The organism is Lysobacter hankyongensis (assembly GCF_039543145.1).
Classification (GTDB): domain Bacteria; phylum Pseudomonadota; class Gammaproteobacteria; order Xanthomonadales; family Xanthomonadaceae; genus Lysobacter_I; species Lysobacter_I hankyongensis.
In genome coordinates, this window is record NZ_BAABJE010000005.1 from 156,857 (window position 1) to 170,720 (window position 13,864).

General features: G+C 67.4%; 14 protein-coding genes. 8 read left to right on the top strand and 6 right to left on the bottom strand.

Annotated features, from left to right (window positions below):
• The first annotated feature begins 210 nt into the window (after window positions 1-210).
• Together ABD974_RS06650 and ABD974_RS06655 are read left to right on the top strand one after the other, a co-directional pair.
• Complete coding sequence (locus tag ABD974_RS06650; protein WP_345302521.1) at window positions 211-1,950, top strand: endonuclease; 1,740 nt, start codon at window positions 211-213, stop codon at window positions 1,948-1,950.
• A 146-nt stretch (window positions 1,951-2,096) separates the two neighbouring features.
• Window positions 2,097-2,336, top strand: coding sequence for a DUF1653 domain-containing protein (locus ABD974_RS06655; protein ID WP_345302522.1), 240 nt, complete (start codon window positions 2,097-2,099; stop codon window positions 2,334-2,336).
• Window positions 2,337-2,393: 57 nt separating this feature from the next.
• Here ABD974_RS06655 and ABD974_RS06660 read toward each other — a convergent pair whose 3' ends face one another.
• Window positions 2,394-3,560 (bottom strand): serine hydrolase domain-containing protein, encoded by a 1,167-nt coding sequence (locus ABD974_RS06660; protein ID WP_345302523.1) that lies wholly within the window; start codon window positions 3,558-3,560, stop codon window positions 2,394-2,396.
• Between the two features lie 157 nt (window positions 3,561-3,717).
• Between ABD974_RS06660 and ABD974_RS06665 the strand changes: the two genes are divergently transcribed.
• Window positions 3,718-4,512 (top strand): TatD family hydrolase, encoded by a 795-nt coding sequence (locus tag ABD974_RS06665; protein ID WP_345302524.1) that lies wholly within the window; start codon window positions 3,718-3,720, stop codon window positions 4,510-4,512.
• A 184-nt stretch (window positions 4,513-4,696) separates the two neighbouring features.
• On the opposite strand, the gene ABD974_RS06670 is transcribed toward ABD974_RS06665, so the two are convergent.
• The 5 genes from ABD974_RS06670 to ABD974_RS06690 form a co-directional block, all read right to left on the bottom strand.
• Entirely contained in the window at window positions 4,697-4,906 is a 210-nt protein-coding gene (locus tag ABD974_RS06670) for a hypothetical protein (protein ID WP_345302525.1), read from the bottom strand.
• 65 nt (window positions 4,907-4,971) lie between these two features.
• Window positions 4,972-5,184, bottom strand: a complete 213-nt coding sequence (locus tag ABD974_RS06675; protein WP_345302526.1) for a hypothetical protein — start codon at window positions 5,182-5,184, stop codon at window positions 4,972-4,974.
• An 89-nt stretch (window positions 5,185-5,273) separates the two neighbouring features.
• Window positions 5,274-5,699 (bottom strand): glutaredoxin family protein, encoded by a 426-nt coding sequence (locus ABD974_RS06680; protein WP_345302527.1) that lies wholly within the window; start codon window positions 5,697-5,699, stop codon window positions 5,274-5,276.
• A gap of 312 nt (window positions 5,700-6,011) precedes the next feature.
• Complete coding sequence (locus tag ABD974_RS06685; RefSeq protein WP_345302528.1) at window positions 6,012-6,803, bottom strand: ABC transporter permease; 792 nt, start codon at window positions 6,801-6,803, stop codon at window positions 6,012-6,014.
• Window positions 6,800-7,795, bottom strand: coding sequence for an ABC transporter ATP-binding protein (locus tag ABD974_RS06690; RefSeq protein ID WP_345302529.1), 996 nt, complete (start codon window positions 7,793-7,795; stop codon window positions 6,800-6,802). The genes ABD974_RS06685 and ABD974_RS06690 overlap by 4 nt, the downstream gene beginning before the upstream one ends.
• A 162-nt stretch (window positions 7,796-7,957) precedes the next feature.
• Between ABD974_RS06690 and ABD974_RS06695 the strand changes: the two genes are divergently transcribed.
• The 5 genes from ABD974_RS06695 to ABD974_RS06715 all read left to right on the top strand — a co-directional run bounded on the left by ABD974_RS06695 (window position 7,958) and on the right by ABD974_RS06715 (window position 13,702).
• Window positions 7,958-8,680, top strand: a complete 723-nt coding sequence (locus ABD974_RS06695) for an FAD-binding oxidoreductase (protein WP_486346765.1) — start codon at window positions 7,958-7,960, stop codon at window positions 8,678-8,680.
• An 88-nt stretch (window positions 8,681-8,768) separates the two neighbouring features.
• Complete coding sequence (locus ABD974_RS06700; RefSeq protein WP_345302531.1) at window positions 8,769-9,956, top strand: site-2 protease family protein; 1,188 nt, start codon at window positions 8,769-8,771, stop codon at window positions 9,954-9,956.
• Between the two features lie 116 nt (window positions 9,957-10,072).
• Window positions 10,073-11,575, top strand: coding sequence for an alpha/beta hydrolase (locus ABD974_RS06705; protein WP_345302532.1), 1,503 nt, complete (start codon window positions 10,073-10,075; stop codon window positions 11,573-11,575).
• Window positions 11,576-11,765: 190 nt separating this feature from the next.
• Window positions 11,766-12,512 carry an ABC transporter ATP-binding protein gene (locus tag ABD974_RS06710; protein WP_345302533.1) on the top strand — a complete coding sequence of 249 codons (747 nt, stop codon included), beginning with the start codon at window positions 11,766-11,768 and terminating at the stop codon, window positions 12,510-12,512.
• Window positions 12,509-13,702 carry an ABC transporter permease gene (locus ABD974_RS06715; RefSeq protein WP_345302534.1) on the top strand — a complete coding sequence of 398 codons (1,194 nt, stop codon included), beginning with the start codon at window positions 12,509-12,511 and terminating at the stop codon, window positions 13,700-13,702. Before ABD974_RS06710 ends, ABD974_RS06715 begins: the two co-directional genes overlap by 4 nt.
• Window positions 13,703-13,864: the final 162 nt, after the last annotated feature.

The window sequence follows — 13,864 nt, forward strand, 5'->3', positions numbered from 1 at the left end:
CGGTGGCGGCTGTCACAGACCTCGGCTAGATTGCCCCGTCCTTCATCGGAAGCGTGACGCTCCCGATCGATCGCGGTCCGCCGGGTGCGGACCGCCCGCGCGGTCAGGGGGCCGCGTCGTCAGTCCTGCGGGCCGGGGGTTGTCGTGCCTGCAATCGGAACACGCCCAGGACGTGCCTGTTCCATCCATCCCAACGAAGAGACCCAGCTTATGTCGCGTGTGTTGTCCACGGTGTCACCCTTGGCCTGCGCCCTGCTGCTCGCATCCGGCGCCGCCCAGGCCGAAGTTTTCATCAACGAATTCCACTACGACGATTCGACCGCCGCCGGCGACACCGGCGAGCGCATCGAAGTCGTCGCCACCGCCGGCGAGACGCTGAGCAGCTACCGCGTCTATCTGTACAACGGTTCGACGCCGACCGCGGCTGTCACCTACGACAACGACCTCGTGCCTGCCGGCAGCCTGGTCACCTGCGGTTCGCAGGTGCGCATCGCGACGCTGAGCTACGCCACCAACGGCATCCAGAACGGCTCCAACGACGGCATCGCCCTGGTCAATCCCAGCGGCCAGGTCGTGCAGTTCATCAGCTACGAAGGCCAGATCAAGGCCAGCAACGGTCCGGCGGCGGGTCTCACCAGCACCAATCTCTCGGTTTCCGAAACCGGTTCCGACCCGGCCGGCCGCTCGCTGCGCCTCGCCGGCACCGGCACCAGCTACAGCAACTTCAGCTGGCAGGCCCCGGCCACCGCCACCTTCGGCGCCTGCAACACCGGACAGACCTTCAGCTCCCCGAACACCGCGCCCACGGTCGTCTCGACCACGCCGGCGAACGGCGCCACCAACTTCCCGGCGGCGGGCGACCTCAACATCACCTTCAGCGAAAGCGTCACCACCAGCCCCAATCCCTTCACGCTGACCTGCGCGACGTCCGGCGGCATTTCGCTGATCCAGCCCGCCAGCGGCACCAGCTTCACCATCAACACCGGCACCGCGCTGGTGGCCGGCGAAGCCTGCACCTTCACCGCGATCGCCAGCCGCATCACCGATGCGGGCGGCCTGCATCCCGCCGCCGACACGGTGGTGAATTTCAACGTCGCCTCCGGCGGCGGTGGCGGCACCGGGTACTACTCGAAGGTCAACACCAGCAGCCCGTCGCAGCTGCGCTGCTCGCTGCACGCCACGATCAAGGGCCACACCGCGTATCCGTACAGCGGCGGCACCACCAACACCTGGACGATCCTGGAAATCGCCGACGAAGATCCGTTGAACTCGGGCCGCATCCTGGACGTGTATCGCAACCGCAGCTACGCCAAGGTCACCGATCGCGCCGGCGCCAGCTCGACCAACAAGTACAACCGCGAACACACCTGGCCGAAGTCGCTGGGCTTCAGCGCGGAAACCGGCAATCTGGGCCTGCCCAACTCGCCGCACACCGACACCCACATGCTGTATCTGTCGGACGCCAACTACAACGCCGACCGCGGCAACAAGCCGTACGGCAATTGCAGCGGCTGCACCGAACGCGTGACCGAGGTCTACAACGGCGCGGGCGGCGGCAGCGGCGTGTATCCCGGCAACTCCAACTGGTTCAACGGCAGCGTCTTCCAGACCTGGGGCAAGCGCAAGGGCGACATGGCGCGCGCGGTGCTGTACATGGCGATCCGCTACGAAGGCGGCACCCATCCGACCACCGGCCAGAACGAGCCTGACCTGGAACTCACCGACAACGCCAGCCTGATCGTCGCCACCTCCAGCTCGCCGGCCTACATGGGCCTGCTGTCCACGCTGCTCGCCTGGCACCAGGCCGATCCGCCGGATGCCGCCGAAGTGGCGCGCAACGAAGTGATCTACAGCTTCCAGGGCAACCGCAACCCGTTCATCGATCACCCGGAATGGGCCACTTCGAGCCTGTTCACCTCGGCCAAGCCGGCGTCCTGCCAGCTGAACTGATTCGCGGGACATCGCGATGCACGACGAAACGCCGGCGGGACACCGCCGGCGTTTTTCGTGGAAGTATTTCGTGGTCGCTTTCGTGGCCGCATACTGTCCGCGACATCCGCGCGGATACCCGTCATCTGTTCGAGGGTCGCATCGCAATGAACACGCTTTCCCCGTTGCCGACGTTGAGGCCGGGTCGTTACCGCCACTACAAGGGCGGCGAATACGACGTCGTCGATGTCGTCCGCCACAGCGAGACGCTGGAACCGCATGTGCTGTATCGCGCGCTCTACGGCGAGGGCGCGCTGTGGGTGCGGCCGTATGCGATGTTCGTGGAAAGGATCGAGATCGACGGCCGTCCGCAACCGCGTTTCGCACCGATCGATCCTGCGGGGTAGCGCTGGGGCGACGGAAGGGATCAAGCCTCGGGCATGATCCCCTCCGCGTCGATGGACTCAGCGCGTCTGCGGCACGCGTGTCCGTACCGTGGTCTTTGCGGGTGCCGCGCTCGACGACGGACGCGCCTTCGGCATCGCGATCCGGCGGCCCTGGCCGTCGGCGGTGACGGCGTTGACCATCAGCCGGATGTCGGTGATGTCGTCCGAGAGACGGGTGTTCACGTCGTCGACGAGGAACACGCCGGCCACCTGGGTGTTGCGGTCCACCCACGGCGTGAAGCCGAACGCACCGGGACTGGACACGATCAGCGGCGAGCTCGGATCGATCCACTGGCCGAGGCCGTAGCCGAAGCCGGTCGAGGTCGGCGGGCGCGAAATGTCGACGGTGCCCACGGTGCGATCGCGCGCCATGAAGTCGATGGTGGCGCGGCTGAGGAAACGACGGCCCGGCAGGCAACCGCCATCGATCCGCAGATCCAGACAGCCGTAGGCCAGCACCATGTCGACGACCTTGCCGTAGTCCTCCAGCGTGCTGCGCACGCCGCCGGCGATGCGCGGATTGTCGGTGCGCACGTAACCCGGTTCGGTCGAGGACGTGGCGAAGTCGGTGGCGTTGAGGTTCAGCGGCGTGGTCATCTCGGCGATGAAGATGTCGTCCCAGGCCTTGCCGGTGGCGAGTTCGGCCATGCGTCCGGCGACCTGCATCGAATTGCCGCCGTAGGAGAAGACCTTGCCCGGCGTGCCGATCATCGTCGAGGTCAGGATGCGGTTGGCGCAGGTCTCCAGCGTGTACAGCGGATTGGACATGCAGAAATCGTCGCCGCCCGGCAGTCCGCTGGTATGCGAGAACAGCTGTTCCAGCGTGATCGCGCGCTTGGCCGGTTCGACGTTCGGGAAATACTGGCCGACGGTGTCGCTCCAGCGCAGCTGGCCCTTCTCGACCACACGGGCGATGGTGAGCGCCGACAGCCACTTGCTGGCCGAAGCGATGCGGACCCGCGTGCCCAGCGTGTAATTGCCGAAGGCGCGGCGGTAGACGACATTGCCGGCCTTGTTGACCCGCAGCGAAGCGCCGTCGAGCGAATAGGTCTGCACGAAACTCTGCATTTCGGCGGTGACTGGCGCGAAGTCGTAGATCGGCACCGCGCGCGCGGGGCCGGCGGCGCCCAGTCCGGCGGCGAGGGCGGCCGTGACGATGAAGGTGGCGGAAAGGGTTCGGAACATGGTGCGTCTTCCTTGTGGTGGTGGGGACGCGCCCATGAACGTCGGGATCGGCCGCGGCGTTGACCTGCCTGCACCGCGGAGTTGTGAACAGTTGTGTCTGGCCCGTCGCCCGGCTTACGTACAATGGTCGCTTCCTTTCCTGCCGCACGCGCATCGCATGACCCTGATCGACATCGGCGCCAACCTCACCCACGAAAGTTTCGACCACGACCGCGAGGCGGTGCTGCAGCGCGCGCGCGCCGCGGGCGTGGCGAAGATGATCGTCACCGGCGCCAGTCGCGAGCATTCGCCGCGGGCGCTGATCCTCGCGCAGACCTTTCCGGGCGAACTGTTCGCCACCGCCGGCGTGCACCCGCACCATGCGGTCGAGTACACCGACGAATGCGATGCGGAAATGCGCGCGTTGCACGCGCATCCCGAAGTGGTGGCGGTGGGCGAATGCGGTCTGGACTATTTCCGCGATTTCTCGCCGCGTCCGGCGCAACGGATGGCGTTCGAGCGCCAGCTGCAACTGGCGGCCGAGACCGGCAAGCCGTTGTTCCTGCACCAGCGCGACGCGCACGACGATTTCGTCGCGATGATGAAGAACTTCGACGGCCGCCTGGGTCCGGCGGTGGTGCATTGCTTCACCGGCAGCCGCAGGGAACTGTTCGACTGCCTCGATCGCGACTGGTACATCGGCATCACCGGCTGGCTCTGCGACGAGCGTCGTGGCAGCCATCTGCGCGAGCTGGTGAGGCACATCCCGGCGAACCGGCTGATGATCGAAACCGACGCACCCTACCTGTTGCCGCGCACGGTGAAACCGCAGCCATCGCATCGGCGCAACGAGCCGATGTATCTCGCGCACATCGTCGAGGAACTCGCGCGCGATCGCGGCGAAACGGTGGATGCCGTCGCCGCCGCGACCACGGCGACGGCGACGGCGTTCTTCCGTCTGAATACGACGTAGGCTGGCGCTGAGCGCAGCGAAGCCCAGCCATCCGTCCACGACAGCACCGTTCGATCGACGCGCGGCATGAAAGCGCGGGGCTGCGCAGCGCTCAGCCCCACCCACGCCGGCCTGCCGAAGCCGCCGCCTTCGCAACGATGAAGATATGCCGTGGATCCTGCCGGGACCACGGAGACCAGCGGCATCACACCGGAGCGCACCACATCAGGCACTCCTCGCGCTGCATGGCGCAGATGTCCGCGAATTCCGGGCCGGCGTACATGCAGCGACTGTACGCCCGCCAGCACGCGTCCGCGCAGGGATTCGGCGACGGCGGGATGGCGAAGGACGTTCCGGCGCCGAGGCCGGCTGCGACCGCGAGCAGCGAAGACATCAGGAAGGTTCTGGGCTTCATCGGGATCTCCTTTTTCGACGACGTATGGGCACGCGGGACACGAGTCCTGATGCGTGCCGCGGGGATCAGCAGTCGGTGATGCAATTCTCGTAGTTGGTCTTGCACAGGTCGTAACACCAGCCCTGCCCGGGCGTGCACGAATACCAGCAGGCCGTGTACTCCGCCTGGCACGCGCGGATGCACTGGTTGCCGGCCGCCGCCGTGGTCGAGGACATCGACATGCCCAGACCCGCCGCCATCGCCATCATCGCCGTCAGTGCCCATGTTTTCGTCTTCATGGTGGTTCTCCTCGGTATGCGCGATCCTGTTGGAAGCCGGATCGCCGGGCCCTTCCCGGCCGTGCGGACATCGCCGCGCGGCCCGCGGATCACTTGCGCAGCGATGCGAGGGCGTCGCGGATGGCGCTTTCGCGGAAACCGTCGATCCTGCGCTCGCCGATGTACAGCAACGGCACGCCGATGCCGCCCTTCGCGGTGAACTCCGCGTTCGCCGCCTCGGACTTGTCGATCTGGTATTCGGTGTACGCCACGCCCTGTTCGGCGAAGAGCGCGCGCGCCTTCGCGCAATAGGGGCAGGTGGTGGTGGCGTACATCACGACCGGATGTCCGGCCTTGGCGTACAGCGCGGCATGATCGCCGGTGGTGTATTGCGCAGGCGGGAACACCGTGCGGTAAGCGCCGATCAAGCGTGGGCCGGCGTACAGGCCGATCAGAAAAAACGCAGGAATCAGCAGCAACGGCACGGATGTCCGGGCCGCGCGCGACAATCGGTCCTTGAACGTCATGTTCGACATCGCCTCGTCCTTGTGTTCATGGCGCCCTTCTGTTCACGCGCCGGTGCGCGGCAGACCACCGCGCATCCGTCCCTACCTTACTCCCGTCGCGGAGCGTCATGCATGCCGCAACGCAACAGTCGCCGTGGCGACACAGGCTGGCGCTGAGCGCTCAGCGCTGGGGCGTAGGCTGGGCTTCGTGCAGCGAAGCCCGGCAGCATTCACCGGGAACTGGGGTGGAGCGACAGCCTGACGGAAACGCTGGGCTTCGCTGCGCTCAGCGCCAGCCTACGTCGACGATGCGGGCGTCGTCGAACGCAGCCCCGCGATTCCTCAGCTGCGCAATCCCACGCCGCGCTTCAACAGCCACAGGCCCAGGCCGCCGAGCGCGACCACGAAGCCGAGCATCAGCGCATACGCGAGCCACAGCGGCACGTCGGAGACGCCGAGCAGGCCGTAGCGGAAGGCGTTGACCATGTAGAAGATCGGGTTGAGATGGGTCGCGGCTTCGGCCCAGCCGGGCAGCAGCTTCACCGAATAGAACACGCCGCCGAGATAGGTCAGCGGGGTGAGGATGAAGGTCGGCACGATCGCGATGTCGTCGAACTTCTTGGCGTAGACCGCATTCACGAAACCGGCGAGCGAGAAGATGGTCGCGCCCAGGATCACCGTGCTCAGCGTCACCAGCGGATGCGGCACGCGGACCTTGGTGAAGAACATCGCGATCACGAGCACGATCGCGCCGACCATCAGCCCGCGCAGCACCGCGCCGGCGACGTAGCCGCCGAGGATCACCCAGGCCGGCATCGGGCTGACCAGCAGTTCCTCGACGTGACGGCCGAACTTGGCGCCGAAGAAACTCGACGAGATGTTGCCGTAGCTGTTCTGGATGATGCTCATCATCACCAGGCCGGGGACGATGAAATCCATGTAGCGGATGCCGTCCATCTCGCCGACGCGCGAACCGATCAGGCCGCCGAAGATCAGGAAATACAGGGTCATCGTGATCGCCGGCGGCACCAGGGTCTGGCCCCAGATGCGCAGGATCCGGCTGACTTCTCGGCGGACGATGGTGAGCAGCGCGATGCGGTGGCGCTGGCCGATGCTCATCGACTCGCCGCTCATGCCGCCACCGCCTTGTCGCCGCCGCCATGATCGTTCCCGGTCAATCGCACGAACAGTTCCTCCAGCCGGTTGGTCTTGGTGCGCATCGAACGCACGCGGATGCCGGCGGCGTCCAGCGCGGCGAACACGCCGTTGAGGTCCATCGCGCGCGGCATGTCGATGTCCAGGGTGTGATCGTCGGCGGCGATCAGGGTCGCGCCCGCGATCGCGGGCAGCTGCGCCGGCAGGTTGCCGTCGATGTCCAGCAGGAAGCCTTCGACATCGAGTTTCGCCAGCAGCGCCTTCATCGGGCCCTGTTCGACGATCCGGCCCTTGTCGATGATCGCGAGATTGCGGCAGAGGTTTTCGGCCTCTTCCAGATAGTGCGTGGTGAGGATGATGGTGGTGCCGGAGGCGTTGATCTCCTTCAGCGTCTTCCACATCCCGCGGCGGATCTCGATGTCGACGCCGGCGGTGGGTTCGTCCAGGATCAGCAGTCGCGGCGAGGTCATCATCGCGCGCGCGATCATCAACCGCCGTTTCATGCCGCCGGACAGCGTGCGGCTCATCTTGTCGGCCTTGTCCCACAACTGCGCGTCCTTCAGCACCTGCTCGGCGCGCGCCTTCGCCGCCTCGCGCGGCACGCCGTAGAAGCCGGCGTAGTTCACGCAGATGTCGAACGGTTTCTCGAACATGTTGAAGTTGATTTCCTGCGGCACCAGGCCGATCAGGCGCATCGCGGCGTCGCGGTCGGCGACGATGTCGACGCCGAAGATCCGGACCTCGCCGGCGGTCTTGTTCACCAGCGAACTGGTCACGCCGATCAGGGTCGACTTGCCGGCGCCGTTCGGGCCGAGCAGGGCGTAGAAATCGCCGGGAGCGACATCCAGCGAGACGCCCTTCAGGGCCTCCACGCCGTTGTCGTAGGTCTTGCGCAGATCGCGGATCGACAGCGCCGGGGCGTCGTGTCCGGTGGCGGGCCCGCTGGGCGGGGAGGCGGATGCGGCAGTCATCGGGGGTCCTCGCCGCCGCGGACGGGAGCCCGCACGGGGCGTGCGGTAGGGGGCGCGGCGGAACGGTTAGTATAGGCGCCCGGCCGGGATCGGCCGGACAACACTCCATTCCAAGACATCACCGTGCCCGCCCATTTCCCGCTCAAGCTCGTCGGCCGCAGGATGCTGGCCCCCACCGTCGCCCATCTCGGATTCGTCCGCGACGATGGCGAGCCGCTGGACTACATCCCGGGCCAATTCCTCCAAGTGCATTTCCACTATCCCGACGGCACCGCGACCAAGCGCAGCTATTCGCTCGCGACCCGACGCGACCACGGCCGGCCGCCGGACGAAGCGGTGGAGATCGCGGTCAGTTACGTCACCGGCGGCGCGGCCACCGCGTTGTTCGAGTCGCTGCCCGAAGGCGGCACCATCCAGGCCAGCGGCCCCTACGGCCGGTTCTGCCTGATGCCGAACGACGCCAATCGCCGCTATCTGCTGATCGGCACCGGCACCGGCGTCACCCCGTATCGCGCGATGCTGCCGCAACTGGCCGAACAGATCGCCGGCCGCGGGATCGAAGTCGTGCTGCTGTTCGGCGCGCGCACGCCCGAGGAGCTGCTGTACGGCGACGAATTCCGCGCCTTCGCGAACGCGCACCCGGGCTTCCGTTTCGTGCCGTGTTTCTCGCGCGAACTGCCGGCTGCCGATTCGCCGCATGCGCACGCCGATGTGCGCAAGGGCTACGTGCAGGACCAGTTGGCCGAATTCGCGCCGCAGGCCGATGGCGACATCGCCTACCTCTGCGGCAATCCGAACATGGTCGACGCCTGCTTCGAGACCCTGAAAGGCCACCACCTGCCGGTGCCGCATATCCGCCGCGAGAAGTACATCAGCAGCAAGTGAGGCTGCGGGCGGTCACAACCGCCCGGAATCCACGTCCTGTCCACAGGCGGACGCCATTCGGCGTCCGCAACGCGCCAGGAGTCCATGCATGTCCGATGATGTCACGCCCATCGCACCGGGCCCCGTTCCGTCGCCGGCTGCGTCGGCCCCGCGCACGCGCCTTTTCGCGACCCTGCTGCTGTCGGCGCTGATCGGCGCCGCGCTCGGCTCTGCCGGCATTCTGGTCGGCAGGCGCTTCGGGCAGAGCGGTTGGCTCGAACACGCGCTCGACGCGCTCGTCGGATTCGATCTGCTGCTGTTGCCGCTGATCTTCTTCGTCGTGATCCTGGTGCACGAACTCGGGCATCTCGCCGGCGGCATGGCGCGCGGCATGAAGTTCCTGCTGCTGATCGTGGGTCCGCTGCGTCTGCGGCGCACGGTGTCGGGCGTGAAGCTCGACTGGTTCTTCAGCGCGCAGACCATGGGCGGTCTGGCGGCGGCCCTGCCCGATCCGCAGCGACCGATCCGCGGCCAGTTGCTGCCGCTGGTGATCGGCGGACCGCTGGCCAGTCTGCTGCTCGCGCTGTCGGCGTTCGCGCTGTCCAGCGCATTCGATGGCCGCGTGTCCGCGCATCTGTCGATCCTCGGCCTGATGTCGGCGATGATCTTCGTCGCCACCGCGCTGCCGATGCGCGCCGGCGGGTTTCTCAGCGACGGGCGACAGTGCATCGAACTGCTGCGCGGCGGCGCAGCGGTCGAACAGCGCGCGATGCTGATGGCCGCGTATGCCGAGAGTCTGTCGGGCGTGCGCCCGCGCGATCGCGATCCCGCACCGCTGGCGCGTGCGCTGGCGCTCGCCGGCGACGAACCGCTGCGCGACACCGGCGCCGCGCTGATGGCTTATCAGGTCGCGCTCGATCGCCGCGACCTCGCCGCCGCCGCGGAATGGATCGATCGCGTCGCTGCCGGCCACGACGCCTACCCGGCCGGCTTTCGGCAGGCGCTGGCGAACGAGATCGCCTACTTCTCCGTGCGCTATCGCCACGATCCCGCGACCGCGCAGGCCTGGCATGCATGCGCCGGCGGCGGCGTGGTCGAGCCGGCGTCGCGCGCGCTGACCGAAGCGGCGCTCGCGCTGGCTGCAGGCGATGCGCAGGCCGCGCTTGCTGCGATCGCGCGCGGCGAACGTGGATTGCAGGCCTGCAGCGACGCCGGCAGCGTGCCGTTCCTGCAGGATGAACTGGCATCGCTGCGGCAGGAGGCCGAGGCGGCGTCCGCGCGGCCGGCCGCAGCATGACCGCGGCGATCTTCGCGCCTCCTGCCCGCCATGAGTCACATCGACCACCGTTCCGCGTCATGATTCCCGACGCCGGGCCCGACGGCCCGCACACGATCCGCACCGGAGTTCCCGCAATGCTCAGACCGCTGTCCCTGACCGTCCTCGCCCTGGCGCTCGTCGCCTGCGGCGGAAAGGCCGAAAAACCCGTGACACCGAAGACCGACGCCAAGGGCGATCTGCGCTACGGCCGCCTGGTGTTCAAGCCCTGCACCCTGGGCGGCGACACCGGCCAGAGCGTGGACGCGCAGTGCGCCACGCTGATGGCGCCCGAGAATCCCGCGGCGCCCGACGGCCGCAGGATCGGTCTCGCGGTGGCGATGATCCCGGCGAAGAACCTGGCGGCCGCCGATCCGGTGGTGATCATCGCCGGCGGCCCGGGCCAATCGATCCTCGACAGCTATCCGATGCTGCACGATGCGCTCGGCGACGTGCGCCGCAGCCGCAACGTGCTGCTGATGGACGCGCGCGGCACCGGCGGTTCGCATCTGCTGCAGTGCGAGGAGCTGACCGGACTCGACGACACCTCGGCCGAATCCGAAGATCCCGCGCGGATGCGCGCGCTGACCGAACGCTGCCGCGACCGCCTGGCGAAAAACGCCGACCTGCGCTTCTACGGCACCGCCGAACACATCCGTGATCTCGACCTGCTGCGCGAATCGATCGGTGTGGGGCGGCTCAACCTCGCCGGCATTTCCTATGGCACCCGCGTCGCCCAGCAGTACGCGGCGCGCTATCCGAAGCACACGCGTACGGTCACGCTCGATTCGATCGCGCCGAACACGCTGGTGCTGGGCCAGGAACACGCGCAGAACCTCGATGCCGCGATCAAGCGCCAGTTCGCGCGCTGCGTCGCCGATACCGCCTGCAAGCGCAACATCGGCGATCCGGCGACGCTGCTCGCGCAGGTGCGCACCACGCTGCAGGGCGGCGGTCTGGCGGCGGTGCGCTATCGCGACCCGACCAGCGGCGAATGGCGCGAGGAAGTGCCGCGCTTCGCGCATCTCGGCGCGCTGCTGCGCTTCTACGCCTATCGCCCGGAGTCGGCGTCGATGCTGCCGCTGATCCTGCACGACGCGGCGCAGGGCCGTTACGAAACCCTGTTGTCGCAGGCGCGCGCGCTGAGCGGCGATGTCGGCGATTCGATGGCGCTGGGCATGCATCTGTCGGTGAGCTGCACCGAGGATCCGGAGATCCGGTCGCGGCCCGAAGACGAGAACACGATCATGGGCAACAGTATCGCCGAGTTCATCCAGGCGCAGTGCGCGGTGTGGCCCAAGGGTACGCGTGATCCTGATTTCCGCAAACCGCTGTCGGGCGACGTGCCGGTGCTGGCGATCAGCGGCGAACTCGATCCGGTCACGCCGCCGCGCTATGGCGACGACGTGGTGAAGACGCTGCCGAAGGGTCGCCATCTGGTGCTGCCGGGCCAGGGCCACAGCGTGCTCACTACCGGCTGCATGCCGAAGCTGTACGCGCAGTTCGTCGAAACCGCCGACGCGAAAGCGCTCGATGCCGAGTGCCTGAAACGGCTGAAGGCGTCGCCGCCGTTCGCGGGTTATTACGGCTGGGAGCCCTGATCGCGCCTTGACGCTTTTCCCCTCCCCTTGCGCGCAGCACAGGGGGAGGTCGGGAGGGGGTTCGGAGGGATGCAGTCATCCCAAAGCACCCCACCCCTTCCCTCCCCTTGGCCTTCGGCCAAGGGAGGGCGTCATTCGCAAGCGCTGCGGCGCATGCGTCATCCACGAATTTTCTTCACGGGCTATTCCCATGATCCAGGTCCAGAATCTGCACAAGGCGTTCAAGACCAAGACCGGTCTCGTCCAGGCCGTGCGCGGCGTGAGTTTCGACGCGCGCGACGGCGAGATCACCGGTCTGCTCGGCCCCAACGGCGCCGGCAAGACCACCACGCTGCGCATGCTCTACACGCTGATGTCGCCCGACGAGGGCAGCGTGAGCGTCGACGGCATCGACGTGGCGAAAGACGCGACCGCGGTGCGCCGCCGCCTCGGCGTGCTGCCGGATGCGCGCGGCGTCTACAAACGCCTGACCGCGCGCGAGAACATCGCCTATTTCGGCGAGCTGCACGGTCTGGACGCCGCGACCATCGCGCAGCGCACCGCGCGGATGTCGGAAGCGCTGGGCATGGAGGATTTCCTCGACCGTCGCACCGAGGGTTTCTCGCAGGGCCAGCGCACCAAGACCGCGATCGCGCGGGCGCTGGTGCACGATCCGAAGAACGTGATCCTCGACGAACCCACCAACGGCCTCGACGTGATGACCACTCGCGGCCTGCGCAACTTCCTGCTGCAGCTGCGCGCCGAAGGCCGCTGCGTGATCTTCTCCAGCCACATCATGCAGGAGGTCGCCGCGCTGTGCGATCGCATCGTCGTGATCGCCGGCGGCGAAGTGAAGGCCACCGGCACGCCGGACGAACTGCGCGCGCGCGCGGGCCACGACAATCTCGAAGACGCGTTCGTCAAACTGATCGGCTCGGAGGAGGGCCTGCACGCATGAGCACCTCGGCCTTCTCCGCATTCGTCACCGTGTTCCGCAAGGAACTGCGCGACTTCGTCCGCGACCGCCGCACCTTCCTGATGGCGCTGCTGCTCGGCCCGCTGGTCTATCCGCTGTTGATGCTGGGCATGGGCAAGCTGATGGAAGCGCGGGTCAGCACGCAGCTGGAGAAACCGCTGGAGATCCCGGTGGTCGGCGCGGACTACGCACCGAACCTGATCGCCTTCCTCGCCACCCAGGACATCCGCGCCAAGGCGCCGCCGAAGGATCTGGTCGCGGCCATCCGCAACCAGGACGAAGACGTGGCCTTGGTCATCGCCCCGGATTTCGCCGAAGACTGGCGCGCCAGCCGGCCCGCGAAGGTCGAGATCGTCGCCGACACCACCCGCACCAACGCCGATGTGCCGATTGAACGCCTGCGCGCCGCGCTCAACGGTTACAGCCGCCAGGTCGGCGCGCTGCGGTTGGTCGCGCGCGGTCTCAATCCGTCGCTCGCGCAATCGGTGATGGTGGCGCAGCGCGACGTGGCCACGCCGGAAGCGAAACAGGGCCGGCTGATGTCGATCATCCTGCCGCTGATCCTGGTGCTGTTCGCGTTCATGGGCGGCGCCAACCTGACCATGGACGTGACCGCGGGCGAACGCGAACGCCAGTCGCTCGAACCGTTGCTGGCCACGCCGGTGTCGCGCGCCAGCCTGGTCAGCGGCAAGATGGCCGCGGCGGGCCTGATCGGCGTCGCCAGCGTGGTGCTCACGCTGCTGTCGTTCAAGCTCAGCGCGGCGCTGTCCACCAGCGCGATGGCCAGCGCGCTCGACGTGTCGTTCCCGGCGATCGGCCGCATGCTGCTGGTGCTGGCGCCGATGGTGCTGATCGGCACCGCGCTGCTCACCTTCATCTCGGCCGGCGCCAAGAGCATGAAGGAAGCGCAGAGCCACATGGTCTGGCTGATGTTCATGCCGATGCTGCCGGGCTACGCGCTGATGGCGTATCCGCTGAAGGATCAGGACCTGTGGCAGTACGCCGTCCCGTTCCTGTCGCAGAACCAGATGCTGGTGAAGGCGACCCGCGGCGAGACCGCATCGCCCGAACAATGGGCGATCTACCTCGGCTGCGCCTTCGCGCTGGCCGCGGTGTTGTGGATCGCCGCGATCTGGCGCTACCGCCAGGAAAAGCTCGCGATTTCGGCGTAAGCCCTGTCGCGATGAGAGGAGAAAAAGCCCGGCGAATGCCGGGCTTTTTTCGTGCGTCCGTGCTTTTGACCGGTAGAGCGGTCTTCAGGCCGCTGCTTTCTTGCCCGCTCATGAAATGCACGTATCCCCTGGTGCACAATGCAGTGCCTCGAATCGATCTGG